This is a genomic window from Pseudomonas sp. RIT288 (assembly GCF_000631985.1).
In the GTDB taxonomy this organism is placed as follows: Bacteria; Pseudomonadota; Gammaproteobacteria; order Pseudomonadales; family Pseudomonadaceae; genus Aquipseudomonas.
The window spans coordinates 302,136-327,255 of the sequence record NZ_JFYN01000001.1 but is presented as its reverse complement, the minus strand read 5'-3'; the positions used below and the strand labels follow the sequence as shown (position 1 = coordinate 327,255).

Annotated in this window: 24 protein-coding genes; 16 read left to right on the top strand and 8 right to left on the bottom strand. The window is 61.0% G+C overall.

Annotation, left to right across the window (positions count from 1 at the left end; translation table 11 throughout):
- Positions 1-27 precede the first annotated feature (27 nt).
- Genes BW33_RS01470 through BW33_RS01460 form a run of 3 tightly spaced genes read left to right on the top strand, consistent with a single transcriptional unit; the run spans position 28 to position 2,974 of the window.
- Positions 28-1,170 carry an ABC transporter ATP-binding protein gene (locus tag BW33_RS01470; protein ID WP_003229245.1) on the top strand — a complete coding sequence of 381 codons (1,143 nt, stop codon included), beginning with the start codon at positions 28-30 and terminating at the stop codon, positions 1,168-1,170.
- A 35-nt stretch (positions 1,171-1,205) separates the two neighbouring features.
- Complete coding sequence (locus tag BW33_RS01465; protein WP_177327455.1) at positions 1,206-2,087, top strand: ABC transporter permease subunit; 882 nt, start codon at positions 1,206-1,208, stop codon at positions 2,085-2,087.
- Entirely contained in the window at positions 2,084-2,974 is an 891-nt protein-coding gene (locus BW33_RS01460; protein WP_047596653.1) for an ABC transporter permease subunit, read from the top strand. Before BW33_RS01465 ends, BW33_RS01460 begins: the two co-directional genes overlap by 4 nt.
- A gap of 93 nt (positions 2,975-3,067) precedes the next feature.
- On the opposite strand, the gene BW33_RS01455 is transcribed toward BW33_RS01460, so the two are convergent.
- Entirely contained in the window at positions 3,068-3,709 is a 642-nt protein-coding gene (locus BW33_RS01455) for an HD domain-containing protein (RefSeq protein ID WP_047596652.1), read from the bottom strand.
- Between the two features lie 225 nt (positions 3,710-3,934).
- Here BW33_RS01455 and BW33_RS01450 point away from each other — a divergent pair, with 225 nt between their 5' ends.
- Positions 3,935-4,900 (top strand): GlxA family transcriptional regulator, encoded by a 966-nt coding sequence (locus tag BW33_RS01450; protein ID WP_047596651.1) that lies wholly within the window; start codon positions 3,935-3,937, stop codon positions 4,898-4,900.
- Positions 4,901-5,015: 115 nt separating this feature from the next.
- Here the strand turns inward: BW33_RS01450 and BW33_RS01445 are convergent, their stop codons facing one another.
- Both BW33_RS01445 and BW33_RS01440 read right to left on the bottom strand, forming a co-directional pair.
- Entirely contained in the window at positions 5,016-7,427 is a 2,412-nt protein-coding gene (locus BW33_RS01445; RefSeq protein WP_047596650.1) for a penicillin acylase family protein, read from the bottom strand.
- Positions 7,428-7,529: 102 nt separating this feature from the next.
- Complete coding sequence (locus BW33_RS01440; protein ID WP_047596649.1) at positions 7,530-8,108, bottom strand: DUF6436 domain-containing protein; 579 nt, start codon at positions 8,106-8,108, stop codon at positions 7,530-7,532.
- A gap of 99 nt (positions 8,109-8,207) precedes the next feature.
- Between BW33_RS01440 and BW33_RS01435 the strand changes: the two genes are divergently transcribed.
- Complete coding sequence (locus BW33_RS01435) at positions 8,208-9,155, top strand: alpha/beta hydrolase (protein ID WP_047596648.1); 948 nt, start codon at positions 8,208-8,210, stop codon at positions 9,153-9,155.
- A gap of 102 nt (positions 9,156-9,257) precedes the next feature.
- Here BW33_RS01435 and BW33_RS01430 read toward each other — a convergent pair whose 3' ends face one another.
- Entirely contained in the window at positions 9,258-10,010 is a 753-nt protein-coding gene (locus BW33_RS01430) for a DUF2059 domain-containing protein (protein ID WP_047596647.1), read from the bottom strand.
- Between the two features lie 108 nt (positions 10,011-10,118).
- On the opposite strand from BW33_RS01430, the gene BW33_RS01425 reads away from it, so the two are divergent.
- Both BW33_RS01425 and BW33_RS01420 read left to right on the top strand, forming a co-directional pair.
- Positions 10,119-10,751, top strand: a complete 633-nt coding sequence (locus tag BW33_RS01425) for a 2OG-Fe(II) oxygenase (RefSeq protein WP_047596646.1) — start codon at positions 10,119-10,121, stop codon at positions 10,749-10,751.
- 1 nt (position 10,752) lies between these two features.
- On the top strand, positions 10,753-11,238 hold the full coding sequence (locus tag BW33_RS01420; protein ID WP_047596645.1) for a DUF523 domain-containing protein: 486 nt from the start codon (positions 10,753-10,755) through the stop codon (positions 11,236-11,238).
- Between the two features lie 100 nt (positions 11,239-11,338).
- Here the strand turns inward: BW33_RS01420 and BW33_RS01415 are convergent, their stop codons facing one another.
- Positions 11,339-11,902, bottom strand: coding sequence for a transporter substrate-binding domain-containing protein (locus tag BW33_RS01415; RefSeq protein ID WP_047596644.1), 564 nt, complete (start codon positions 11,900-11,902; stop codon positions 11,339-11,341).
- Between the two features lie 135 nt (positions 11,903-12,037).
- Here BW33_RS01415 and BW33_RS01410 point away from each other — a divergent pair, with 135 nt between their 5' ends.
- Complete coding sequence (locus BW33_RS01410; protein WP_047596643.1) at positions 12,038-12,463, top strand: DUF4399 domain-containing protein; 426 nt, start codon at positions 12,038-12,040, stop codon at positions 12,461-12,463.
- 62 nt (positions 12,464-12,525) lie between these two features.
- Here the strand turns inward: BW33_RS01410 and serA are convergent, their stop codons facing one another.
- Entirely contained in the window at positions 12,526-13,755 is a 1,230-nt protein-coding gene (gene serA / locus BW33_RS01405; protein WP_025112046.1) for a phosphoglycerate dehydrogenase, read from the bottom strand.
- 206 nt (positions 13,756-13,961) lie between these two features.
- Between serA and BW33_RS01400 the strand changes: the two genes are divergently transcribed.
- The 4 genes from BW33_RS01400 to BW33_RS01385 all read left to right on the top strand — a co-directional run bounded on the left by BW33_RS01400 (position 13,962) and on the right by BW33_RS01385 (position 18,315).
- Positions 13,962-15,356, top strand: coding sequence for an FAD-binding oxidoreductase (locus tag BW33_RS01400; RefSeq protein WP_047596642.1), 1,395 nt, complete (start codon positions 13,962-13,964; stop codon positions 15,354-15,356).
- Between the two features lie 41 nt (positions 15,357-15,397).
- Positions 15,398-16,063: a fumarylacetoacetate hydrolase family protein gene (locus tag BW33_RS01395; RefSeq protein ID WP_047596640.1), complete on the top strand. Its 666-nt coding sequence runs from the start codon at positions 15,398-15,400 to the stop codon at positions 16,061-16,063.
- Positions 16,064-16,275: 212 nt separating this feature from the next.
- Entirely contained in the window at positions 16,276-17,199 is a 924-nt protein-coding gene (locus BW33_RS01390; RefSeq protein WP_047596639.1) for an SdiA-regulated domain-containing protein, read from the top strand.
- 198 nt (positions 17,200-17,397) lie between these two features.
- Positions 17,398-18,315, top strand: a complete 918-nt coding sequence (locus tag BW33_RS01385) for an SdiA-regulated domain-containing protein (RefSeq protein ID WP_047596638.1) — start codon at positions 17,398-17,400, stop codon at positions 18,313-18,315.
- A gap of 146 nt (positions 18,316-18,461) precedes the next feature.
- Here the strand turns inward: BW33_RS01385 and rpiA are convergent, their stop codons facing one another.
- The gene (gene rpiA / locus BW33_RS01380; RefSeq protein WP_007913886.1) at positions 18,462-19,136 is read right to left on the bottom strand and encodes a ribose-5-phosphate isomerase RpiA; all 675 of its coding nucleotides are present in this window, start codon (positions 19,134-19,136) and stop codon (positions 18,462-18,464) included.
- A gap of 299 nt (positions 19,137-19,435) precedes the next feature.
- Between rpiA and ilvA the strand changes: the two genes are divergently transcribed.
- Together ilvA and BW33_RS01370 are read left to right on the top strand one after the other, a co-directional pair.
- Entirely contained in the window at positions 19,436-20,950 is a 1,515-nt protein-coding gene (ilvA, locus tag BW33_RS01375) for a threonine ammonia-lyase, biosynthetic (RefSeq protein ID WP_047596637.1), read from the top strand.
- Between the two features lie 39 nt (positions 20,951-20,989).
- Positions 20,990-21,415 (top strand): DUF2269 domain-containing protein, encoded by a 426-nt coding sequence (locus BW33_RS01370; protein WP_047596636.1) that lies wholly within the window; start codon positions 20,990-20,992, stop codon positions 21,413-21,415.
- An 84-nt stretch (positions 21,416-21,499) separates the two neighbouring features.
- On the opposite strand, the gene BW33_RS01365 is transcribed toward BW33_RS01370, so the two are convergent.
- Positions 21,500-22,156 (bottom strand): HAD family hydrolase, encoded by a 657-nt coding sequence (locus BW33_RS01365; RefSeq protein ID WP_047596635.1) that lies wholly within the window; start codon positions 22,154-22,156, stop codon positions 21,500-21,502.
- Between the two features lie 143 nt (positions 22,157-22,299).
- Between BW33_RS01365 and BW33_RS01360 the strand changes: the two genes are divergently transcribed.
- Complete coding sequence (locus BW33_RS01360) at positions 22,300-22,779, top strand: RNA pyrophosphohydrolase (protein ID WP_003229203.1); 480 nt, start codon at positions 22,300-22,302, stop codon at positions 22,777-22,779.
- Between the two features lie 22 nt (positions 22,780-22,801).
- Complete coding sequence (ptsP, locus tag BW33_RS01355; protein WP_047596633.1) at positions 22,802-25,081, top strand: phosphoenolpyruvate--protein phosphotransferase; 2,280 nt, start codon at positions 22,802-22,804, stop codon at positions 25,079-25,081.
- The last annotated feature ends 39 nt before the right edge of the window (positions 25,082-25,120 follow it).

Below are 25,120 nucleotides of genomic sequence, written 5' to 3'. Positions count from 1 at the left end.
GCACTATTTTTTCTGGGAGTTTCGTAAATGGCAGTTGCCTCCGGCGCCTATAAGAAAGCCCTCGAGGGCGACCAGACACCGAAACAGGTGTTGGTCAAAATCGACCGGGTCACGAAGAAGTTCGACGAGACGATTGCCGTGGACGATGTGTCCCTGGAAATCAAGAAAGGCGAAATCTTCGCCCTGCTCGGCGGTTCGGGATCGGGCAAATCCACGCTGCTGCGGATGCTGGCAGGGTTCGAACGGCCCACGGAGGGGCGCATTTTCCTCGACGGCGTCGACATCACCGACATGCCGCCGTACGAGCGACCGATCAACATGATGTTCCAGTCGTACGCCTTGTTCCCGCACATGACCGTGGCACAGAACATCGCCTTCGGCCTCAAGCAGGACAAGATCCCCAACGCCGAGATCGATGCGCGTGTGGCCGAGATGCTCAAGCTGGTGCAGATGAGCCAGTACGCCAAGCGCAAGCCGCATCAACTGTCCGGCGGTCAGCGGCAGCGTGTGGCACTGGCACGCTCGCTGGCCAAGCGGCCGAAGCTGCTGCTGCTCGACGAGCCGATGGGCGCACTGGACAAGAAACTGCGTTCGCAGATGCAGCTGGAGCTGGTAGAGATCATCGAGCGCGTCGGTGTGACCTGCGTGATGGTGACTCACGACCAGGAAGAGGCCATGACCATGGCCGAGCGCATTGCGATCATGCACCTGGGCTGGATCGCCCAGATCGGCAGCCCGATCGACATCTACGAAACCCCGACCAGCCGTCTGGTCTGCGAATTCATCGGCAACGTGAACATCTTCGAAGGCGAAGTGATCGACGACGCCGAAGGCCACGCGACCATTACCTGCAAAGACCTCGACCGGCAGATCTACGTCGGCCACGGCATCAGCACTTCGGTCCAGGATAAATCCGTGACCTACGCGATTCGTCCGGAGAAGCTGCTGGTCACCGCCGAAATGCCGACTTGCGAATACAACTGGTCGAGCGGCAAGGTGCATGACATTGCCTACCTCGGCGGTCACTCGGTGTTCTACGTCGAACTGCCGAGCGGCAAACTGGTGCAGTCATTTGTCGCCAACGCCGAACGTCGCGGCCAGCGTCCGACCTGGGGCGATCAGGTTTACGTGTGGTGGGAAGACGACAGCGGCGTGGTACTTCGCTCATGAACATGCGCAAGTTCAAACGACGGCTCAACCGAATAATTCCCAATGGCCGGCAACTGGTCATCGGGGTTCCGTTCATCTGGCTGTTTCTGTTCTTCATGCTGCCGTTCTTCATCGTCCTGAAGATCAGCTTCGCTGAAGCCGATGTGGCCATCCCGCCGTACACCGAGATTTACACCTACGCCGAACAGAAGCTGCAACTGCTGTTGAACCTCGGTAACTACGCGATGCTCGGCGATGACGAGTTGTACATCGCCGCCTACCTCGGCTCGCTGAAGATGGCGTTCTTCAGCACGCTGCTGTGCCTGCTGATCGGTTATCCGATGGCCTACGCCATCGCCAGCGCGCGCAAAGAGCTGCAGACGGTGCTGGTGCTGCTGATCATGATGCCGACCTGGACCGCGATCCTGATCCGCGTGTATGCGTGGATGGGCATCCTCAGCAATAACGGCCTGCTCAACGGTTTCCTGATGAGCATGGGCCTGATCGACGAACCGCTGCAGATTCTCAACACCAACCTCGCGGTTTACATCGGCGTGGTCTATTCGTACCTGCCGTTCATGATCCTGCCGCTGTACGCCAACCTGGTGAAACACGATCAGAGCCTGCTGGAAGCGGCTTCCGACCTCGGTTCGAGCACCTTCAACAGCTTCTGGAAAATCACTATTCCACTGTCCAAGAACGGGATCATCGCCGGCTGCATGCTGGTGTTCATCCCGGTGGTCGGTGAGTTCGTGATCCCGGAACTGCTTGGCGGTCCGGAGACCCTGATGATCGGTAAAGTGCTCTGGCAAGAGTTCTTCAACAACCGTGACTGGCCGGTGGCGTCCGCCCTGGCGGTGGTGATGCTGGCGATCCTGATTGTGCCGATCATCCTGTTCAACCGCAGTCAGGCCAAGGAAATGGAGGGCAAAGAATGAAACGCATCCGTTTCTCCAGCCTGATGCTGGTTCTGGGTTTGTTGTTCATCTACCTGCCGATGCTGATCCTGGTGATCTACTCGTTCAACGCCTCGAAACTGGTGACGGTATGGGGCGGCTGGTCGATCAAATGGTACGTCGGTCTGCTCGACAACACCCAACTGATGGGCTCGGTGCTGCGCTCGCTGGAAATCGCCTGCTACACCGCGGTTGCGGCGGTGGCGCTGGGCACGCTGGCGGCTTTCGTGCTGACCCGCATTACCCACTTCAAGGGCCGCACGCTGTTCGGTGGCCTGGTGACGGCGCCGTTGGTAATGCCTGAAGTGATCACCGGTCTGTCGCTGTTGCTGCTGTTCGTGGCCATGGCGCAGATGATCGGCTGGCCGCAGGAACGCGGCATCGTCACCATCTGGATCGCCCACACGACGTTCTGTGCGGCGTATGTGGCGGTAGTGGTGTCGGCGCGTCTGCGTGAGCTGGACCTGTCGATCGAAGAAGCGGCGATGGATCTGGGTGCGCGGCCGTGGAAGGTGTTCTTCCTGATCACCATCCCGATGATCGCGCCGTCGCTGGCAGCGGGCGGCATGATGTCGTTCGCTCTGTCGCTGGACGATCTGGTACTGGCGAGCTTCGTTTCCGGCCCGGGTTCGACCACTCTGCCGATGGAAGTGTTCTCGGCGGTGCGTCTGGGCGTGAAGCCTGAGATCAACGCCGTGGCCAGTCTGATTCTGCTGGCGGTGTCGATCGTGACGTTCCTGGTGTGGTTCTTCAGCCGCCGCGCCGAAGAAGCGCGCAAGAAAGCCATCCAGCAAGCCATCGAAGAAGGCGCCGCCGATTCGTGGAAGCAACCGGACGTGCGCCGCGCATCTGCGCCGGAAGCGGCTTAACGGGCAAAAAAGATCGCAGCCTGCGGCGGCTCCTACAGGGATCGTATTCCACTGCAGGAGCTGCCGCAGGCTGCGATCTTTTGCTTTTGGAACTCAGGAAATCCAGGGAGATTGGCGGATGACCTCAACAAAGTTCATCGGTTTGAACCCGGGCTCCTGATCCGCCAGCACATCGGTCTTCACGTTGCCAAACGTGGTCTGCGGACGATGGCGCAAGCCGTCGGCAAACGCGCAGATGATGCACTCCTTGAAACCTTCCCCGCGTGGATGCGCATGCACCACGGCTTCGCGCTGGGTGCTGCTGAACGCCGCGTAATCCATCCCCAACACGTCCATCTCGACACCCGCCGTCACCAGCGCCACGGTCGGCCGCAAATGCTTCGGCACGCCCGGCGTGGTGTGCAGGGCAATCGACAGCCAGACTTGCTCGATGTCGTCATCGCTCAGCCCGTACGGTTTGAGAAACGTTGCTGCCGCATTGGCGCCGTCCACTTCGAAACGCTCGTCGTCACTGCGATAGCCTTCGACCAGACCGAGGTCATGGAACATCGCACCGACGTACAGCAGCTCCGTGTTGTAGGCCAGTTGCTGGCGCTCACCGCTTAACGCACCGAACAGAAATACCCGGCGCGAGTGGTGGTAGAGCAGGTCGGATTCAATGTCGCGAATGTACTCGGTGGTGGCCCGGGCGAGGGCGCTGTCGGGGATCTTGATGCCGGCAATGGTCGTGCTCATGGGAGGTTTCCTCACTGAAACGCCGTTGTGGCGCTGATGGACAAAGTCTGTTCCCCAGGCACTGAACGGACAATCAACGCATGGCTGCGATCCTTGCCAATCAACCTGTAAATCGTGCCAAGCTAAAAAGATCGCAGCCTTCGGCAGCTCCTACAGTTGTCCACATTCCCCTGTAGGAGCTGCCGCAGGCTGCGATCTTTTGTTCTTGAAAGGGAATCCACAGTCATGCACAAAACCATCGCCATCGTGGTGTTTCCCGGCGTGCAGGCACTGGATGTCAGTGGGCCGATGGATGTGTTCGCCGAGGCCAATCGTTTTCTGCCGCCCGAGGATCACTATCGGCTGGAGGTCATCGGCCTCGAACGCGAGGCGATGGCTTGCTCCAACGGTTTGAATCTCTGCGCCCATCGGCACTTCAGCGAAGCGCAGGATGCTTATGACTTGTTGCTGGTGGCCGGCGGCCCGCAGTTGCCGTTCATGGATTTCGGCAAGAGTTTCGACACCTGGCTGCGTGAGGCCTGCGCCCGTGCGCGGCGCTTTGGCTCGATCTGCAACGGCGCGTTCATGCTGGCGCGGGCGGGGTTGTTGGAAGGGCGCACCGTGACCACCCACTGGAACGATGCCGAAGCCTTGGCACAGTTGTGCCCATCGACCCAAGTCGAGGCCGATCGCCTGTACGTCGAGGACGGTGCGCTCTACACCTCGGCCGGGGTCACCGCCGGGATTGATCTGTCGTTGTACCTGTTGGCCCGGGATCACGGCGCTGAAGTGGCGCTGAGTGTGGCCAAGCGGCTGGTGGTGTTCACCCAGCGCTCGGGCGGGCAGTCGCAGTTCAGTCCGTTCCTCACGCCGCATGCGGAACCGACGTCGGCGGTGGCGATGGTGCAGTTGTATGTGCTGGCCAACCTCACCGGGGATCTGACGATTGCCGATCTGGCGGATGCGGCGAACATGAGTGCGCGCAATTTTTCCCGGGTGTTCGCCCGCGAGGCTCGGGTCACCCCGGCAGAGTTCGTCGAAAGTGCGCGGGTGGATGCGGCGCGGGTGCTGCTGGAAAGCACCACGGCGCCGTTGAAAACCGTGGCCTATCAGTGCGGGTTTCGCGATGCGCAGCACATGCGCAGTGTGTTCAATCGCCGGTTGGGGGTGACGCCGCAGCAGTTTCGGCTGAATTTTGCTGGGCTGCTCTGAGTTCCAGTGTTGTTCTTGAGGGCCCCTTCGCGAGCAGGCTCGCTCCCACAGGGGAATGCATTTCAAATGTGGGAGCGAGCCTGCTCGCGAAGGGGCCGGTGCTGTCAGCACAAAACTACTGCGCAGCCCTTGCCGGCAACAGCTTAAGGGTACTGCGAGTATTGGCCGTCACCTCTTCCTCGCTGAAGTGCGCCTGCACATACATCCCCTCGACGTACTCTTCGGCCTGATCGTCATAGTGGCTGTCGAACGGCACGCCACTCTGGCCGACCGGGTTGATGGTCAGGCTGTGCGCCGGGTCGGCGAAGTCCACCAGACGCCGTGTCGAAGGCCCATAGGTCACCGGCCATGGCGCCGGGCCGAGCTTGGCCGAGAGGTTGTTCGGCACTTCATGACTGCCCGACGCAGCGAACGGCCCGACATTGACGATCCGGTCCAGCGGCTTCTGCTGACCCAACGGATGACCGTGGGTCAGGGTGTGCGCCGTACCCCAATGCCAGTCCGACGGATTGTCGCCGAGGGTCTGTTTCAAGTGCGCCATGCTCGCCAGCCACGCCGCTTTGACGATATCGGCACGGGTTTCCTTGTTCGGCGTGTTGCGGTTGTCCCACCACGGCGAATCCGCATTCGCCGCCAGGCGGGGCAGGGCGGCGTCGATCACCCGGGTCGACAGCAGCGTTTCGAAGAAATCGTTGCCCAGCTCATCACGCATCGCCGCATCGGCGAGGTCGTAAAGGAACTGGTTGAATACTGTGGCGCTGACCGAATCCAGCGGATAGTCGCCTTGCCACTGCGCCAGTTGCTCGACCAGTTTCAGTTGCGCCGGATCGCTCACCACTTCACGCAGCACCGGCAGCAATGGCGCCAGGGTGCGCGGGCCGTAGGCGGTGGTGGTGCCCAGTTGCAGTTTCTGATTGGCCTCGTTGCTCCATTTCACGCTCTTGTCGCTGAGCTGGCGATTGAGCTGCTGACCGCGATCGGCGAGGTTGTAGTAACCGGGAATCTCCATCCCGGTCGGCGACAGCGGCTGGAAGTTGGCCGAGACGATGTAGCCGCGCGCCGGGTTTTCCTCCTGCGGGTTGGCGCTGAACGGGTAGTAGCCGTCCTTGTCCGCCTGATTGCCGCTGCCATCGAGAATGAACTCCGGCTTCACCCCGGTCGGGCGTTTGGGCAACAGCGCCGAGGCCCACCAGGCGATGTCACCCTTGGCGTTGGCGTAAACGATGTTCAGCCCCGGCGCCTGCACTTTGGCCGCCGCCGCACGGGCCTTGGCCAGGGTATCGGCGCGGTTGAGCTGGTAGAAACCTTCGAGGATCGGGTTCGGTGTTTCGAGGAACGCCCACCACATGGCGATCGGGGTCTTGCCGGCAGCGGTGCCGAGGGCGTCGTTGACGATCGGGCCGTGGGGTGACTGACGCAGGGTCAGCGTCACCGGCACCTGGCCCTTCACCGCGATCTGCTGCTCGGTGCTGACCAGGTCGGTCCACTGGCCGTGGTACCAGACCTGATTCGGGTTGTCCGGGTTGACCTTCTCGGCGATCAGATCCAGATCGTCGTTCTGGAACATGGTCAGGCTCCAGCCGAAATCGAGGTTGTGCCCAAGGAACGCGAACGGCACCAGCGCCTGATGATGGCCGTAGAGCTCAAAGCCCGGCGCCGACAGTTGCGCCTCGTACCACACCGACGGCACCGAGAAACGAATGTGCGGGTCACCGGCCAGCAGCGGTTTGCCGCTCTGGCTGCGGCTGCCGGCGATCACCCAGGCGTTGCTGCCTTCGAATTGCGGCAGGCCGTTTTCAATCAGCGCCTGCTCGCTGAGGCGGGCGAGAGCGTTGAGGTCTTGCCAGTCACCGGCGGCGAGGGGCGGGATCTTATTGGCGTGACCTTTGGCGAGCACGCCTTTGGGCTGCCAGTCGAGGTCGAAGACGCCGAGGTAGTCGGCGCCGAGTTGATCGCGCACGTAGGTCAGCAACGGTTCGGTACGAAACGCTGCCGCAAAGCTGTAGGCCATATAACCGGCGACGCTGATGCTGTCTTCGGCGGTGAACGGCCTTTTGGGGATGCCCAGCACGTCGAACTCCACCGGCGCGGCGTGGCTGTCCTGATACTGATTGATGCCGTCCAGATAGGCTTGCAGGGCCTTCCATGCCGGTGACTGCTTATCGAGACTGGCGACATAACTGGCGGCGCGTTCGCGGATGCGCAGGCTGCGGAACAGTTTGTCGGTGTCGAGCAGCTTCGGCCCGAGTACTTCGGCCAGCTCGCCGCGCGCGAGGCGGCGCATGGCTTCCATCTGGAAGAGTCGGTCTTGAGCGTGCACGTAGCCGAGGGCGCGATACAGATCGGTTTCGTTCTCGGCACGAATATGCGGCACCCCGCGTTCGTCGTAGCGCACGGTCACCGAACCCTGCAGATTGCGCAGCTCCACCTGGCCCTGACGCGTCGGTTGCTTGCTGTAGAGGTAGCCGCCGACGCCGGCGAGCAGGACAACGATGAGCAAGGCAAGAACGGTGAAGACGCGTTTCATGGTGACTCCTTGTGCATGCGGGATTGCCGCCCGTCGGGCTGCAAACAATTAGCACAGACCTTCCGTGCCGTGCATCGCTGTCCTCGAAAAGTCCGGAATGCCTTACTGCGCCACCACCGGCCACGGGCAATAACACCCGACCGCCAGGGTGTGCGTGGCGTTGACCGGGCGATCTTCGGTCAGGGCATTGAGGATCGGTTCGATAAAACTGTTGCTGGAGTTGCAGGTCAGCCCTTCGCTGTACGGCCCGAAGTACGCCAGTTTGCCGCTGCGATCCCAGATCGCCACGGCGGGGCTGGCCGGTACCTGCTCGGAACCGGGCAATACCGCAATGGTTTTCAGATTGCTCAGGGTGGCGGGCAACTGGCCGTGGCTGCCGCCACGCTGCACCGCAAAGAATTCCACACCGCGCGGGCCGAACTGCTCGACCATTTCCGTCAGGTGCTGTTGATTGCCGACGTTGCATGGGCAGGCCGGGTCCCAGAAATGCACGAGACGGATTTTGCCGGGGCCGGCCAGTTCATCCGGCAGGCGCAACGGATCCCCGGAAAACACGGCGGTGTGCTGACTGAACGCGCGCAGATAGCGCCCTTGAAACCAGTCGTACGCCGCCCACAGCACCCCGGCACACACAAGCGCGAGCAGGCTGGCAAACAGTGCGGTGCGGTAGGGCGAGCGCATGGTTTTTCGATCCTCGAAGGGGGGCTAGCTTGCCATGCTTGCCGCAACAGATGAATATCGCAGGCCGATAAAGTCTGTTTACCGCTTTGGAATACCCGCATGCCTGACACTTTCGATGCCGATCATTTACGCGCCAGCCTCAAGCCTTTGGCCCAGTGGCAGCCGTTGTCGGACGAGGCCAAGGCGTATCAGCGGTTCTATCAGACCGACTTCCCCGAGCGCGATGTCTGGCGCGGCATGGGTCGGTTCGAGGTGGACGGTTATGAACTGGTCAGTCATTGCTGGTGGCCGGAAAAGGTCAAGGGCACGCTGTTTCTGCTGCACGGTTTTTACGATCACACCGGGCTGTATCGACATGTGATCGAGTGGGCGCTGGATCAGGATTTTGCGGTGATCGCCTGCGACTTGCCGGGCCATGGTCTGTCGAGCGGAGCGCGGGCGAGCATCCGTGATTTCTCCGAATATCAGGACACCTTGCAGGCGTTGTTCGCCGAAGCCAATTCGATAGCCCTGCCGCAACCCTGGCACCTATGCGGACAAAGCACTGGCGGCGCGATCGTCGTCGATCATGTGCTCAATCATGGCGAGAACAGTCCGGCGCAGGGCCAGCTGATTCTGCTGGCGCCGCTGGTGCGTCCGCGCGCCTGGGGCTGGTCGCAGCTCAGTTATTACTTGCTGAGGCCTTTCGTGCGGGGCGTCACCCGGCGCTTCAGCGAGAACTCCAACGATCCGGATTTCCTGCCGTTTCTGCAGACCGATCCGTTACAGCCCAAACGCTTGCCGACGGCGTGGGTCGGTGCGCTGTCGCGCTGGATCATCCGGGTCGAACACGCGAAAAAAAGTCCGCGACGGCCGCTGATCATTCAGGGGCAGGCGGACATGACCGTGGACTGGCAGCACAACTTGCAGGTGCTGAAGTGGAAGTTCGACCGGCCGCAGATTCTGCTGCTGCCGCAGGCGCGGCATCATCTGGCCAATGAGACGCTGGAGATGCGCGAGGAGTATTTCGAGTTTCTGAACAAGCGGATCAGGGGGCGGAATCTTTAGCGCTTTCGAGGGCCTCATCGCGAGCAGGCTCACTCCTGCGTTTAATCGCGGTCTCTGTAGGAGTGAGCCCGCTCGCGATGGCGGCCCTTCAGGTGATAGAAATTACTGGCTGAGGTTCGAAGAGCTTTGCCCCACCGCCAACCCCGCCCGGATCGCTGCCAGCGCCGCCTGGTAATACGCCTTGCCCTCGCTGGACTCGGCAAAGGTCGCGAACTGCTCCAGTTCGTCATCCGACAAATCGCGATAAACGTAGAGCAGCGTGTTGTTCAAATCGGTGCCGATCTGCTCCATCAGGCGCTGGCGCTGACCGTTCAGCATGCCTTGCGCCTGACCGCCGCCGAGCAGGCCGGGGATCATCGAGCTCAAACTGTCCGCCGCCACCCCGGCAATCGCCAGACTGACCTCTGCACCGGCCTCGCGTGCCGGCAGCGCTTGCGCCAGGTGGCCGATGATCAGCAGTCGGCTGTCGCTGGCCTGCATCTTCGGCAAGCCCTTGGCGTTCTTCGCCAGTTGATCGCGACGGGTGGCGAGCAATTCAGCGGCGACAATTTTCTTGCCCAGCGGTGACTGGAAGAAAGTCAGCGCCGGTTGTGGATCGGCAAGGTGCTGACGCAGTTGCGCTTCGGCACGCTGGTCCATGGCCTGGGGGGCGAAGCGCTGGTTGCTGTTGTTGACCAGGGCTTGAAACACCGCCGGCGGCAGGTTGTTCTGGTAGCGCTGCTGCGCGGCACTCAGGGCATCATTGAAATGCGCACGTTGATCTGGCCAGCCGGCAATCTTGTACAACTGATCGTGGCCGTCCGCCCAGGCGGGCAAAACGCAGAACATCAACAGTGAAAAAAGCAAACGGCGCATAGGGACTCCTGTCAGCAGCGGACTATTCTCCGTGCGGTGCCGGTACTTGTCGAGAATTCGTAGCAAGCCGCTGCGTGGCTCTGTCGGATTTCTTGCCGCAGGCATACTATGCACGCCATGCAAATATCCTCTGAACACCCGCTGCTGTTACGCATCGTCGACGACCTGGCCGAACACGGCTGGTCGCAGCAGAACATTTTCCTGCCCGCAGGTTTGACCCGCGAGCTGGCGGCCGAGTGCCGCAAACGTGAGGCCGAGGGCGAGCTGGCGCCGGCGGCGGTGGGGCGTGGGCCGTTTTCGGAGATTCGCGAGGGCATTCGTGGCGACCACATCCAGTGGATCGACCCGGGCCAGGCCGAGGCCAGCGACCGCTATCTGAACCTGATGGAAAGTCTGCGCGAGGCGCTCAATCGCGGCCTGTTCCTCGGGCTCGAGGATTTCGAGTGCCACTTTGCCCTGTATCCGCCGGGCGCGTTTTACCGCAAGCACGTTGATCGTTTTCGCGACGATGACCGGCGCATGGTTTCGGCGGTGGTCTATCTCAATGACGGCTGGCTGCCGGAAGACGGCGGTCAGTTGCGCATGTATCTGGACGAAGAACGGGTCCACGACGTGCAACCCACCGGCGGCTGTCTGGTGGTGTTCCTCTCCGGTGAGGTGCCGCATGAAGTGCTGCCGGCGCACCGCGAACGCCTGTCGCTGACCGGCTGGTTCCGCCGCCGTGGCAACGAGCCGTTCTGATATGCAGAAGATTCTGGTCAGCCGCTGCCTGCTGGGCCACCGCGTGCGTTACGACGGCGGGGCCAGCGGGCCGTTCGATCTGCTCGAACAGTGGATCGCCGAGGGCCGTGTAGTGCCGTTGTGTCCGGAAGTGGCTGGCGGTTTGCCAACCCCGCGTGCAGCGGCGGAAATTCCCGGCGGGCAGGGTGCCGAAGTGCTCGATGGCAAGGCGGCGGTGATCACCACCGAGGGCGAGGACGTCAGCGCGCAGTTTCTCGACGGCGCGCGGCAGGCACTGGCGTTGGTGCAGAGGCACGGGATTCGTGTGGCGGTGCTCAAGGCCAACAGTCCATCTTGCGGGAATCTGCTGACGTATGACGGGACGTTCAGCGGAGTGAAAGTCTCCGGCGAAGGCGTAACGGCCGCGTTGCTCAAGCGCCATGGTGTGCAGGTTTTCAGTGAGCTGGAGTTGCCGCAGGCTGCAACAGCCCTGACTCTGCTCGATTAAACCCACCCCGGATTCTTCTGTAGGAGCTGTCGAGTGAAACGAGGCTGCGATCTCTTGATCTTCAAAATCAAGATCAAAAGATCGCAGCCTGCGGCAGCTCCTACGGTTCGGTGAACCACTTCTCGGTCAGCGCCGCCAAGCGCCCATCCGCCTTGATCCGCTGCAACGCCCCCGCCAGGCTCGCCTGAAACGCCGGGTTGCCCTTCTGAAACGGAATCGCCAGCTCCACCGGGGTCGCCTTCGGCTTCTCCTCGGTCAGCGCCTGTACCAGCACCATCGGGCGTGGCTGCTCATCTTTCTTCGCCCATAGCTGCGAATCGACCTTGCCGTAAGCCTCGCTGAAGTCGAAACGATCCTTGAGTTCAGGTGTCAGTGCTATGTGGTTGAGCGCGACGTCGTACTTGCCGCTTTCAACGCCCTGGAGCAGGTCGGCTTCGTCGGTGACGATGAAGTCGGCGCGCACATCCAGCTCGTTGGCCAGCAGTTGCCCAAGCTCGACCTCGAACCCCGTGAGTGTGTCGCCATCCTTGAAATTGAAGGGCGGTGTATTAGCCTCAAGGGCAATGCGCAACTCGCCACGGTCGTTGACGTCATCAATCAGTTCGGCGTGAGCCAGAGGGCTCAGAAGGGGTAGCAGGCAGATCAGGCCAGGCAGAAAGCGCATGGTCACTCCTTTGAAATCATTATTGCGATGCTCTGAGTCAGGCTCGCTTTGCTATGGTTGTCGAGTGCCTTCGACAACGAATGGTCATGAAGTTGTCATGACCGCGCGGATTTTACGGAAAAACTGGAGAAGAGAATGAAAACGTTTATGTCACGAGCAGCCTTGGCTGGCCTGTTGATGGGTGTTTCAGTGCTGGCCAGTGCAGCGACCCCCGCGCCCAAGGGCGCCGAAGTGTTCATCGTTTCTCCCGAAGACGGGGCCACGGTTGCTCAGGAGTTCAAGGTCAAATTCGGGGTCAAGGACGTTGCGCTGGCACCGGCCGGCGACGTCACCAAGAACACCGGGCACCATCACCTGCTGATCGATGTCGACAAAATGCCGGCGGCTGGCGCACCGATTCCGAATGACGCCAATCACATGCACTTCGGCAAGGCGCAGACCGAGGCCACGATCAAACTGGCCCCGGGCAAGCACACTCTGCAGTTGGAACTGGGCGACAGCGGCCACATGCCGTTCGATCCGCCGATCGTCTCGAAGAAAATCACCGTCAACGTCGAATAAATTTCCGGCGCTGCATGAAAAAGGGAGCCCGAAGGCTCCCTTTTTTGTTGCTCAACGCTTGATCAGAACAGCACGCGGCTACGGATGGTGCCGTTGACGTGTTGCAGCTTCTCTTGCGCCAGCTCCGAGTACTCGGCGTCGACGTCGATCACCACGTAACCGACTTTCTCGTTGGTCTGCAGGAACTGACCGGAGATGTTGATACCGTTTTCGGCGAAGACCTTGTTGATCTCGCTCATCACACCCGGAATGTTCTCGTGGATGTGCAGCAGGCGGTGCTTGCCAGGGTGAGCCGGCAGGGCCACTTCCGGGAAGTTTACCGACGACACCGAAGTACCGTTGTCGCTGTACTTGACCAGTTTCTCCGCCACTTCCAGACCGATGTTGGCTTGCGCTTCGGCAGTCGAACCACCGATGTGCGGGGTCAGGATCACGTTGTCCAGGCCACGCAGCGGGCTTTCGAACTCTTCGTCGTTGGAACGTGGCTCCACCGGGAATACGTCGATGGCCGCGCCGATCAGGTGCTTGTCCTTGATCGCGTCCGCCAGGGCGTCCAGCTCGACCACGGTACCGCGCGCGGCGTTGATCAGGATGCCGCCCTTCTTGATGGCGCGGATTTCCTTCTCGCCGATCATCCACTGGGTCGCCGCGGTTTCCGGAACGTGCAGGGTGACGATGTCGGACATGCCCAGCAGTTCGTGCAGGTTGCCGACCTGAGTGGCGTTGCCCAGCGGCAGCTTGGTCACGGTGTCGTAGAAGAACACCTGCATGCCCAGACCTTCAGCCAGAACCGACAGTTGAGTACCGATCGAGCCGTAGCCGACGATGCCGAGTTTCTTGCCACGGATCTCGAAGGAGTTGGCTGCGGATTTGATCCAGCCACCACGGTGGCAGGAAGCGTTTTTCTCAGGAATGCCGCGCAGCAGCAGGATCGCTTCGGCCAGCACCAGTTCCGCGACGGAACGGGTGTTGGAGTACGGCGCGTTGAACACGGCGATACCGCGCTCGCGGGCAGCACTCAGGTCAACCTGGTTGGTACCGATGCAGAAACAGCCGACCGCGACCAGCTTCTTCGCGTGATCGAAGATCTCTTCGGTCAGTTGGGTGCGCGAACGAATGCCGATGAAGTGAGCGTCAGCGATCTTTTCCTTGAGCTGGGCTTCCGGCAAGGAGCCTGTCAGGTATTCGATGCTGGTGTAGCCCGCCGCCTTGAGGACGTCGACAGCCGATTGGTGGACGCCTTCGAGAAGAAGGAACTTGATCTTGCTCTTATCGAGAGAAGTCTTGCTCATCTGCGTAAACCTGTATCCCGGAGAAAAATGGCAGGGAGGGGAGCAGCCTGGAGCTGACCCGCACGGCAAGAAAGCCGTCACCGCAGAACTGGCCTTGGGCACTGGCCTGCGGGGTCGGTATGCTAGCATAGCCACCCCGCGAAACACTCATTCCTGCGACGTGAAGCGTCTTCAGGATGACCATGAATTGTTCGAGAGTTCTGTCGATGACCAATCCTGCCCTGATTGATGAACTGAAGACCCTGGTCGAGCCTGGCAAGGTCCTGACCGACGCCGACTCCCTGAATGCGTACGGCAAGGATTGGACCAAGCACTTCGCCCCTGCGCCAAGCGCCATCGTGTTTCCCAAAACCATCGAACAGGTGCAGGCCATCGTCCGCTGGGCCAATACCCACAAAGTGGCGCTGGTGCCGTCGGGTGGGCGCACCGGGCTGTCCGCCGCCGCGGTGGCCGCGAATGGCGAAGTGGTGGTGTCGTTTGACTACATGAACCAGATTCTCGACGTGAACCTCACCGACCGCACCGCTGTGTGTCAGCCGGGCGTGGTCACCGAGCACCTGCAGAACGTCGCCGAAGAAAACGGCCTGTACTACCCGGTGGACTTCGCTTCCGCCGGCTCCAGTCAGATTGGCGGCAATATCGGTACCAATGCCGGCGGGATCAAGGTGATTCGCTACGGCATGACCCGCAACTGGGTGGCTGGCCTGAAAGTGGTCACCGGCAAGGGCGATGTGCTGGAGCTGAACAAAGACCTGATCAAGAACGCCACCGGTTACGACTTGCGCCAGTTGTTCATCGGCGCCGAAGGTACCCTCGGGTTTGTGGTTGAAGCGACCATGCGTCTGGATCGCGCGCCGAAAAATCTCACCGCCATGGTGCTCGGCACCGCCGACTTCGATTCGATCATGCCGGTACTGCACGCTTTCCAGGGCAAGCTCGACCTGACCGCGTTCGAATTCTTCTCCGACAAGGCCCTGGCCAAAGTGCTGGGCCGTGGCGATGTGCCGGCGCCGTTCGAGACCGAGTGCCCGTTCTATGCCCTGCTGGAATTTGAAGCGACCAGCGAAGAAGTGGCCAACACGGCGCTGGAAACCTTCGAACACTGCGTCGAGCAGGGCTGGGTGCTGGACGGCGTGATGAGCCAGAGCGAAACCCAGCTGCAGAACCTGTGGAAGCTGCGCGAGTACATTTCCGAAACTATCTCGCACTGGACGCCGTACAAGAACGACATCTCGGTCACCGTGTCGAAAGTGCCAGCGTTCTTGCAGGAAATCGACGCGATCGTCGGTGAATATTACCCGGACTTCGAAATCGTCTGGTTTGGCCACATCGGCGACGGCAACCTGCACCTGAACATTCTCAAGCCGGATAACCTGAGCAAGGACGAGTTCTTCGCCAAGTGCGCGACCGTCAACAAGTGGGTGTTCGAAACCGTCGAGAAGTACAACGGTTCGATCTCCGCCGAGCACGGCGTGGGCATGACCAAGCGCGACTACTTGACGTACAGCCGTTCGCCGGTCGAAATCGAGTATATGAAAGCGGTCAAAGCGGTGTTCGATCCGAACGGCATCATGAACCCGGGCAAGATCTTCGCGGTTTGATTGGCAATCCCTGATGAATCAATGAAGGCAGGAGTCGGTAAATGAGCTATCAGCACCAGTACGTCGACGGCACGCGCATTCACTTCCCGATCGGGAAAGTGGTGTGTATTGGCCGTAATTACGCCGAACACGCCAAGGAACTGGATAACCCGGTGCCTACCGAGCCATTGCTGTTCATCAAGCCGGGCAGTTGCGTGGTGCCGTTGGAAGGCGGTTTCAGCATTCCGACCGAGCGCGGCTCGGTGCATTACGAAGCGGAAATCGCCGTGTTGATCGGCAAGCCGCTGTCGACCAAGCCGAGCCGTGAAGAAGTGCTCGACGCGATCTCCGGTTTCGCTCCGGCGCTGGATTTGACCCTGCGCGACAAGCAGGCCGAGCTCAAGTCCAAAGGCCTGCCGTGGGAAATCGCCAAGTCGTTCGACGGCGCGGCGGTGATTGCCCCGTTCGTGGTTGGCAGCACCTTCGCCGACCTGACCGACATCGGCATCCGCCTGACCATCAACGGTGAAGTGCGTCAGGACGGCAACAGCAGCGCGATGCTCAACCCGATCGTGCCGATGATCCAGCACATGGCCGGCTGCTTCTCGCTGCAGGCCGGCGACGTGATCCTCACCGGCACGCCAGTGGGCGTCGGCCCGCTGAATGTCGGCGACGACATCGTGCTGGAACTGGTCGGCGCGAGCAGCTTCACCAGCAGCGTGCGCTAACCGCAAAAGATCGCAGCCGTTGGCAGCTCCTGCACTGGTCTCTGTAGGAGCTGCCGAAGGCTGCGATCTATTGATCTGGTTTTATCAGGCAGGGGCAATCCCGCCATTTGCCGTTTTTTTCACATCCTGTACGGATAATTCCTCTCATTCTGGCGTCTGAGCCGGCCTCTTTGTGCTATTACCCATAGCCTGAATTTTCGGAACGCGTCCTGATGTCAGCTCAAACTCAGCTCAAAACTTCCCGTCGTTCACGTTTTGCCCTGCGCTGGTATGTCTGGTTGTTGCTGGTGATCGCAGCCGCCTATGGCCTGGCGTTTGCCATGCATTGGGACGACCGTGGTCTGCTGTGGCTGCGCGAGCGACTCGAGACTCAGGCCGAGCAGAAGGCAAGCATCTGGTTGCCGGATTATCGGGCGGTGATCGACGGCAAGCGGCTGCCGGGCATGGAAAAGGACGAGGCTTCGGACCTGTCCTACAACCCACAGACCAAAACCCTGTTTTCGGTGATGGGCAAGAATCCGTTTCTGGTCGAACTGACCCTGCAGGGTGATGTGCTGCGCAAGATGCCGCTGGTGGGCTGGAGCAATCCGGAAGGCCTGACCGTGATGGAAAACGGCCTGATGGCGATCGTCGATGAGCGCGAGCACCTGCTGAGCATCGTCAAGGTCGATGCCAACACCCGCGAGCTGAATATGGCCGACTTCCCGAAATACGACCTCGGCCCGTCGAAAAACCAGAACAAGGCATTCGAGGCAGTCACCTGGGATCCGCGCAACCAGCAGTTGCTGCTGGGCGAAGAGCGGCCGCCAGCGCTGTTCACCTGGAAAAGCGATGGTAGTCAGATGCTCAAGGGCGACAAGCAGAAGCTGGCCAGCAATGAACTGGATATCCGCAACCTCTCGGCGCTGGCCATCGATCCGCGTACCGGCCACACCCTGGTGCTGTCTGCCGACTCGCACCTGCTGCTGGAGCTGGACGAGAAGGGCGAGCAGGTCAGTTTCATGACCCTGCTCGGCGGCTTCAACGGCTTGAAGGACACCATTCCCCGTGCCGAAGGCGTGACCATGGACGACGCCGGTACGCTGTACATGGTCAGTGAGCCGAACCTGTTCTATCGTTTCGAAAAACAGAAATAAAAGCCTTCCACCGGTCCTCATGTAGGAGCTGCCGCAGGCTGCGATCTTTTGATTTTGTTTTCTAGAATCAACGTCAAAAGATCGCAGCCTTCGGCAGCTCCTACACGGTTCTGTTGTGGCAAGGGCAAGTGGCCATTAAGCTTCAGTTCAGACAGGCGTGATATTTCATCCGCCTGTTTTGATCCCGAGCCTGCCCGAATGCGTCGACTTGCCCGCCCCAAGCCTCTGTTTGTCATCCTGTCGGTTGTCGCCCTGATCGCGTTGATCGCGATCGGCCAATACCTGCGCCTGTTCGAGCGCGCCTGGTTCAATCTGCATACCTTGTGGCAACCGTTGAGCAGCGAGGCCATTGGCCTCGATCAATACCGAGTCGAGGTTGAAGCCAGGGTTATCGACGGGCTGAACGACGATGTCTCGGCACTGACCTACGACCCAGTGCGCAAAAGCCTGTTCACCGTGACCAACAAAAATGCCGAACTGGTCGAGTTGTCGCTGGAGGGCAAGATCCTGCGGCGCATCGCACTGATCGGCTTCGGCGATCCTGAAGCCGTGGAGTTCATCAGCGCCGACACCTATGTGATCACCGACGAGCGCCAGCAACGCCTGATCAAGGTCCATTTGGAGCAGGACACCACGTTCCTCGATGCGGCGGAGGCCGAACAGATGACTCTCGGCGTGCACATGAGCGGCAACAAGGGTTTCGAAGGCCTGGCGTATGACTCAGTGGGCAAGCGCCTGTTCGTCGCCAAGGAACGTGATCCGATGTTGATTTATGAAGTGCACGGTTTTCCGCACTTCAATCCGGAAAAGTCCTACGCGGTACACGTGATCAACAACCCCAAGCGCGATGCCGGGATGTTCGTGCGTGATCTGTCGAGCCTGCAATACGACGAGCGCAGCGGCCACTTGCTGGCGCTGTCCGACGAGTCGGGGCTGATTCTGGAACTGGACGTGGACGGACGTCCGCTGAGCACCTTGTCGCTGAACAAGGGGCGGCAGGGTTTGCAGAAGAGGGTGCCGCAGGCCGAAGGCATTGCGATGGATGACGACGGGACGTTGTATCTGGTAAGCGAGCCGAATCTGTTTTACGTCTTCAAGAAACCTGCACAGCCTTAACTCACACCACAAAACACTGTCGGAGCGAGCCTGCTCGCGAAGGCGTCGTGTCAGCCACTGAAAATGTTGGCTGAACTGGCGCTTTCGCGAGCAGGCTCGCTCCCACAAGTTTATTCGTCTGCCCATTAATTTCGGGCAGTCTGGGCTTACTCAGCCTTCAGCGTCTTCACACCTTCGCTGGTGCCCAACAACAGCAGATCCGCCGGGCGCGCCGCGAACAGGCCGTTGGTGACCACGCCGACGATCGCGTTGATCTGCGCTTCCAGCTCCACCGGGTTGGTGATCTGCAGGTTGAACACGTCGAGGATGATGTTGCCGTTGTCGGTCAACACGCCTTCGCGGTACACCGGGTCGCCGCCCAGTTTCACCAATTGGCGGGCGACGTGGCTGCGGGCCATCGGGATCACTTCGACCGGCAGCGGGAATTCGCCCAGCACCGGCACCAGTTTGCTGGCGTCGGCGATGCAGATGAAGGTCTTGGCCACGGCCGCGACGATCTTCTCGCGGGTCAGGGCTGCGCCGCCGCCCTTGATCAGGTTCAGGTGCGCGTCGCTCTCGTCGGCGCCGTCGACGTAGAACTCCAGGTCGCTGACGGTGTTCAGCTCATACACCGGAATCCCGTGGCCCTTGAGGCGCGCAGCGGTGGCTTCGGAGCTGGCGACCGCGCCATCGAACGCGCCCTTGTGCTGGGCCAGCGCATCGATGAAGCAGTTGGCGGTGGAGCCGGTGCCGACCCCGACGATGCTCTTGTCGTCGAGTTTCGGAAGGATGAAGTCGACGGCGGCCTGAGCCACTGCCTGTTTGAGTTGATCCTGGGTCATGCGGGCTCCGGAAGCGGGCAAGGGGAGAACGGAAAGGCCGGCATTATAGGCCCCGCGACAAGGCAGGGGGAAACACCCTGTGGTGAGGGAGCTTGCTCCCGCTGGAGTGCGAAGCGGCCCTTTGCAGTTTTTCAGACAGATCGTATGTTCTGATTTACGACTGCTGCGCAGCCGAGCGGGAGCAAGCTCCCTCGCCACAGTAGGTCTTCACACCCTAAAACCCCCCCTTCAGTGTGGTCGTGCGCCCAAAAGCCGGGTTAGACTCGTCGGTCCCGCCCAATCGCCAGTGATGCTTTCCGATGCTCGAACAGTACGTCAAAAAGATCCTCACCTCGCGCGTTTATGACGTTGCCGTAGAAACCCCGCTGCAGAACGCTCGCCAGCTCTCCGAGCGGCTGGGCAATGACATCTGGCTCAAGCGTGAAGACTTGCAGCCGGTGTTCTCGTTCAAGATTCGCGGCGCGTATAACAAGTTGACCCAGCTGACCGACGAAGAACGCGCCCGTGGCGTGGTCACCGCGTCGGCGGGCAACCATGCGCAGGGTCTGGCGCTGGCGGCGAAAGTGCTGGGCGTGAAAGCGACCATCGTGATGCCCAAGACCACCCCGGAGATCAAGGTCGAAGGCGTGCGTTCGCGCGGCGGCAAAGTGGTGCTGCACGGTGACTCGTTCCCGGAAGCACTGGCCTACTCGCTGAAGCTGGTCGATGAAAAGGGCTACGTCTACATCCACCCGTACGACGATCCGCACACCATTGCCGGGCAGGGCACCGTGGCGATGGAAATTCTGCGTCAGCACCCACAACCGCTGGACGCGATCTTCGTGCCGGTCGGCGGTGGCGGTCTGATTGCCGGTATTGCGGCATACGTGAAATACCTGCGCCCGGACATCAAGGTCATCGGCGTCGAGCCGGACGACTCCAACTGCCTGCAAGCGGCCATGGCCGCGGGTGAGCGCGTGGTGCTGCCGACCGTGGGCATCTTCGCCGACGGCGTGGCCGTGGCGCAGATCGGCCAGCACACCTTCGACATCTGCAAGGATTACGTCGACGAAGTGATCACCGTCAGCACCGACGAGATCTGCGCGGCCATCAAGGATATCTACGACGATACCCGCTCGATCACCGAGCCTGCCGGCGCCTTGGGCGTGGCCGGGATCAAGAAGTACGTCGAGTCGCGCGGCGTCAGTGGCCAGACCTTCGTCGCCATCGACTCCGGGGCCAACGTCAACTTCGACCGTTTGCGCCATGTCGCCGAACGCGCCGAGCTGGGTGAAGGCCGCGAAGCGATCATTGCCGTGACCATTCCGGAGCAGGCCGGCAGCTTCAAGGCCTTCTGCGAAGCGATCGGCAAGCGCCAGATCACCGAATTCAACTACCGCTACAACACTGGCAGCGAAGCGCACATCTTCGTCGGCGTGCAGACTCACCCGGAAAGCGACCCGCGCAGCGCATTGCTGGCGAGCCTGACCGAGCAGGGCTTCCCGGTACTCGACCTGACCGACAACGAACTGGCCAAGTTGCACATCCGCCACATGGTCGGCGGCCACGCGGCGCACGTGATCGACGAAGTGGTATTCCGCTTCGAATTCCCGGAGCGTCCGGGCGCGCTGTTCAACTTCCTCAACAAGCTTGGCGGGCGCTGGAACATCTCGATGTTCCACTATCGCAACCATGGCGCGGCAGACGGCCGGGTGGTCGCGGGCCTGCAAGTACCGCATGACGAGCGTCATCTGGTGCCGGCGGCGCTTGAGGAAATCGGCTACCCGTACTGGGATGAAAGCGAGAACCCGGCCTATCAGCTGTTTCTTGGCTGAGCGGCTACGCTGATGGGCAGGCCATAAGGAAATCGAACAATGGAAACGTTAACTGCCCTGAAAACTGCGCACATGGTCGCCACCGTGGTGTTGCTGGCCAGTGCGCTGGGGCTGGGAGTCTGGGTTTTTCTGGCGCGCCGCAAAGGTGATGCAACGGCTGGCAGCCGCACCTTGCAGCGGCCACGGGTGTTCATCTGGCTGTTGATGGGCCTGGCTTTGCTGAGCATGCCGTTTACCGGCTGGGGCATGGTGCATCTGGTCGGCTGGCCGCTGAGGCAGACCTGGCTGCTGGTCTCCAGCGTGTTGTACACCGTCGCCGCGCTGGCGTGGTTCTGGTTGCTGGTGCGGTTGAATCGGTTGCGCAAGGTGCCGGGTGGCGTTGGCAAGTTCACTTTTGCCTTGGCGTTGTTCAGCTTTGTCTGCTTTATCGCCATTGCCGGGTTGATGGGGGCCAAACCTGTGTGAAGCGAAAAGATCGCAGCCTGCGGCAGCTCCTACATGGGATGTGTACCTCTGTAGGAGCTGCCGCAGGCTGCGATCTTTTGATCTTCAGTCGCGCAACGAGATCACTGGCCAGCCACGCTTCTCGGCCTCGGCGCGCAGATTCGGATCCGGGTCCACCGCCACCGGGTTCGCCACCTGCTCCAGCAGCGGCAAATCATTCATCGAGTCGCTGTAGAAATAGCTGTCGTCCAGCGAATGACCGGTTTCATCCAGCCAGCGATTGAGGCGCGTCACCTTGCCTTCGCGAAAGCACGGAATGTCGGTGCTACGCCCGGTGTAGCGGCCATCGACCATCTCGCATTCGGTGGCGATCAGGGTTTCAACGCCCAGGCGCACGGCAATCGGCGCGGTGACGAAGCGGTTGGTGGCGGTGATGATCACCAGTTTGTCGCCGGCGTCGCGGTGTTTTTTCAGCAGCTCCAGCGCCTTGGGCAGCACGATCGGCTCGATGCAGTCGCGCATGTAATCGTTGTGCCACTGCTCAAGCACGGCCATTTCGGTGCGGCCGAGGATTTCCAGGCAGAAGTTCAGGTACGCGGCGTTATCCAGCTGGCCGGCCAGGTAATCCTGGTAGAACTCGTCGTTGCGCGTCTTGTACGCCACCGGATCGAGGAAGCCGCGTTCGCACAGATAGTCGCCCCAGGCGTGATCGCTGTCGCCGCCCAGAAGGGTGTTGTCCAAATCGAATAGAGCCAGGCGCATTGCAGTTACCCGCTGAAAAGTCAGTAAAAAGGCGACAAGAATACGGTCTTTTCACAAGAGTGCACATAAGGTAGGAACCTTCGTTGCCGCCTTATCAAGCTTTGTGGAACAATGCGGCGACATGCGTTTGCGAGGTTGTTGCCGTGATCGACCCCGATGGTTTCCGCCCCAATGTCGGGATCATTCTGACGAATGACGCCGGCCAGGTGCTATGGGCTCGCCGTATCAATCAAGATGCCTGGCAGTTTCCACAAGGGGGAATCAATCCCGAGGAGACGCCGGAAGACGCCTTGTACCGCGAGCTGAACGAAGAAGTTGGCCTGGAACGTGAAGATGTTGAAATACTGGCCTGTACCCGGGGCTGGTTGCGCTATCGTTTGCCGCAACGTCTGGTGCGTACTCACAGCCAACCGCTGTGCATCGGCCAGAAACAGAAATGGTTTCTCCTGCGCCTGATCTCCAACGAGCAGCGGGTGCGGATGGATTTGACCGGTAAACCGGAGTTCGATGGCTGGCGCTGGGTCAGTTATTGGTATCCGTTGGGCCAGGTGGTGACATTCAAGCGCGAGGTGTATCGACGCGCCCTCAAAGAGCTTGCCCCGCGCCTTTTAGCGCGCGACTGACGACGGAGTTCGACCCCGAGCCATGCTCAATACGCTGCGCAAGATCGTCCAGGAAGTTAACTCCGCCAAGGATCTCAAGGCGGCGTTGGGGATTATTGTGTTGCGCGTCAAAGAGGCCATGGGCAGCCAGGTCTGCTCGGTCTACCTGCTTGATCCCGAGACCAACCGCTTCGTCCTGATGGCCACCGAGGGCTTGAACAAGCGCTCGATCGGCAAGGTCAGCATGGCACCCAACGAAGGTCTGGTGGGTCTGGTCGGCACGCGTGAAGAACCCCTGAACCTCGAAAACGCCGCGGATCACCCGCGCTACCGTTACTTCGCCGAGACCGGCGAGGAGCGCTACGCCTCCTTCCTCGGGGCGCCGATCATTCACCACCGCCGCGTCGTCGGCGTGTTGGTCATCCAGCAGAAAGAACGCCGCCAGTTCGATGAAGGTGAAGAAGCCTTCCTCGTGACCATGAGCGCGCAGCTCGCCGGTGTTATCGCCCACGCCGAGGCCACCGGGTCGATCCGCGGTCTGGGCCGTCAGGGCAAAGGCATTCAGGAAGCCAAGTTCGTCGGCGTACCGGGTTCGCCGGGTGCGGCAGTCGGTACCGCCGTGGTCATGCTGCCGCCGGCGGACCTGGATGTTGTGCCAGATAAAACCATCACCGACATCGACGCCGAGCTGGCGCTGTTCAAGACCGCCATCGAAGGCGTGCGCGCCGACATGCGCGCGTTGTCCGCCAAGCTCGCGACCCAGCTGCGCCCGGAAGAACGCGCGCTGTTCGACGTCTACCTGATGATGCTCGACGATGCCTCGTTGGGCAGCGAAATCACCACCGTGATCAAGACCGGCCAGTGGGCCCAGGGCGCGCTGCGTCAGGTGGTCACTGAGCACGTCAACCGTTTCGAACTGATGGACGACGCCTACCTGCGCGAGCGTGCGTCGGACGTCAAAGACCTCGGCCGACGCCTGCTGGCCTACTTGCAGGAAGAGCGTCAACAGAACCTGGTCTACCCGGAAAAAACCATTCTGGTCAGCGAAGAGCTGACGCCGGCGATGCTCGGCGAGGTGCCGGAAGGCACGCTGGTCGGTCTGGTGTCGGTCCTCGGTTCGGGTAACTCCCACGTCGCGATCCTGGCCCGGGCCATGGGCATTCCGACGGTGATGGGCCTGGTTGACCTGCCGTACGCCAAGGTCGACGGCATCGAAGTGATCGTCGATGGCACCCGCGGCGAGGTCTACACCAACCCCAGCGATGTGCTGCGCAAGCAGTTCGCCGAGGTGGTCGAAGAAGAGAAACAACTGGCACTGGGCCTCGACACCCTGCGCGATCTGCCGTGCGTGACCCTCGACGGGCACCGCATGCCGTTGTGGGTCAACACCGGTCTGCTGGCCGATGTGGCGCGGGCGCAGAAGCGCGGCGCCGAAGGTGTCGGCCTGTACCGCACCGAAGTGCCGTTCATGATCAACCAGCGTTTCCCGAGCGAAAAGGAACAGCTGGCGATCTACCGCGAGCAGCTCGCCGCGTTCCATCCGCAACCGGTGACCATGCGCAGCCTCGACATCGGCGGTGACAAGTCGCTGTCGTACTTCCCGATCAAGGAAGACAACCCGTTCCTCGGCTGGCGCGGGATTCGCGTCACCCTCGATCACCCGGAAATCTTCCTGGTGCAGACCCGCGCGATGCTCAAGGCCAGCGAAGGCCTGAACAACCTGCGGATCCTGCTGCCGATGATCTCCGGCACCCACGAACTCGAAGAAGCCCTGCACCTGATCCACCGGGCCTGGGGCGAAGTGCGCGACGAAGGCACCGACGTGCCGATGCCGCCGATCGGGGTGATGATCGAAATTCCGGCCGCGGTGTATCAGACCAAGGAACTGGCGCGACAAGTGGACTTCCTGTCGGTCGGCTCCAACGACCTGACCCAGTACCTGCTGGCGGTCGATCGCAACAACCCGCGAGTGGCCGATCTCTACGACTACCTGCACCCGGCGGTGCTGCAAGCCCTGCAAACCGTGGTGCGCGACGCGCATGCCGAAGGCAAACCGGTGAGCATCTGCGGCGAAATGGCCGGTGATCCGGCAGCGGCGGTGCTGTTGATGGCGATGGGCTTCGATAGCTTGTCGATGAACGCCACCAACTTGCCGAAAGTGAAGTGGATGCTGCGCCAGATCAACCTGAGCAAGGCCAAGGATCTGCTGGCGGAGCTGATGAAGATCGATAACCCGCAAGTTATCCACAGCTCGCTGCAACTGGCGCTGAAGAATCTCGGGCTGTCGAAGATGAATCCGCCGGCGGTCAACAAGGCCCTCTGAAAGATCGCAGCCTTCGGCAGCTCCTACATGGAATGTATA

Bases quoted from the DNA above. Each gene is read 5' to 3' on its own strand.
- BW33_RS01470 (WP_003229245.1), top strand. From the start codon at position 28: ATGGCAGTTGCCTCCGGCGCCTATAAGAAAGCCCTCGAGGGCGACCAG.
- BW33_RS01460 (WP_047596653.1), top strand. From the start codon at position 2,084: ATGAAACGCATCCGTTTCTCCAGCCTGATGCTGGTTCTGGGTTTGTTG.
- BW33_RS01455 (WP_047596652.1), bottom strand. From the start codon at position 3,709: ATGAGCACGACCATTGCCGGCATCAAGATCCCCGACAGCGCCCTCGCC.
- BW33_RS01450 (WP_047596651.1), top strand. From the start codon at position 3,935: ATGCACAAAACCATCGCCATCGTGGTGTTTCCCGGCGTGCAGGCACTG.
- BW33_RS01445 (WP_047596650.1), bottom strand. From the start codon at position 7,427: ATGAAACGCGTCTTCACCGTTCTTGCCTTGCTCATCGTTGTCCTGCTC.
- BW33_RS01440 (WP_047596649.1), bottom strand. From the start codon at position 8,108: ATGCGCTCGCCCTACCGCACCGCACTGTTTGCCAGCCTGCTCGCGCTT.
- BW33_RS01435 (WP_047596648.1), top strand. From the start codon at position 8,208: ATGCCTGACACTTTCGATGCCGATCATTTACGCGCCAGCCTCAAGCCT.
- BW33_RS01430 (WP_047596647.1), bottom strand. From the start codon at position 10,010: ATGCGCCGTTTGCTTTTTTCACTGTTGATGTTCTGCGTTTTGCCCGCC.
- BW33_RS01425 (WP_047596646.1), top strand. From the start codon at position 10,119: ATGCACGCCATGCAAATATCCTCTGAACACCCGCTGCTGTTACGCATC.
- BW33_RS01420 (WP_047596645.1), top strand. From the start codon at position 10,753: ATGCAGAAGATTCTGGTCAGCCGCTGCCTGCTGGGCCACCGCGTGCGT.
- BW33_RS01415 (WP_047596644.1), bottom strand. From the start codon at position 11,902: ATGCGCTTTCTGCCTGGCCTGATCTGCCTGCTACCCCTTCTGAGCCCT.
- BW33_RS01410 (WP_047596643.1), top strand. From the start codon at position 12,038: ATGAAAACGTTTATGTCACGAGCAGCCTTGGCTGGCCTGTTGATGGGT.
- serA (WP_025112046.1), bottom strand. From the start codon at position 13,755: ATGAGCAAGACTTCTCTCGATAAGAGCAAGATCAAGTTCCTTCTTCTC.
- BW33_RS01400 (WP_047596642.1), top strand. From the start codon at position 13,962: ATGACCAATCCTGCCCTGATTGATGAACTGAAGACCCTGGTCGAGCCT.
- BW33_RS01395 (WP_047596640.1), top strand. From the start codon at position 15,398: ATGAGCTATCAGCACCAGTACGTCGACGGCACGCGCATTCACTTCCCG.
- BW33_RS01390 (WP_047596639.1), top strand. From the start codon at position 16,276: ATGTCAGCTCAAACTCAGCTCAAAACTTCCCGTCGTTCACGTTTTGCC.
- BW33_RS01385 (WP_047596638.1), top strand. From the start codon at position 17,398: ATGCGTCGACTTGCCCGCCCCAAGCCTCTGTTTGTCATCCTGTCGGTT.
- rpiA (WP_007913886.1), bottom strand. From the start codon at position 19,136: ATGACCCAGGATCAACTCAAACAGGCAGTGGCTCAGGCCGCCGTCGAC.
- ilvA (WP_047596637.1), top strand. From the start codon at position 19,436: ATGCTCGAACAGTACGTCAAAAAGATCCTCACCTCGCGCGTTTATGAC.
- BW33_RS01370 (WP_047596636.1), top strand. From the start codon at position 20,990: ATGGAAACGTTAACTGCCCTGAAAACTGCGCACATGGTCGCCACCGTG.
- BW33_RS01365 (WP_047596635.1), bottom strand. From the start codon at position 22,156: ATGCGCCTGGCTCTATTCGATTTGGACAACACCCTTCTGGGCGGCGAC.
- ptsP (WP_047596633.1), top strand. From the start codon at position 22,802: ATGCTCAATACGCTGCGCAAGATCGTCCAGGAAGTTAACTCCGCCAAG.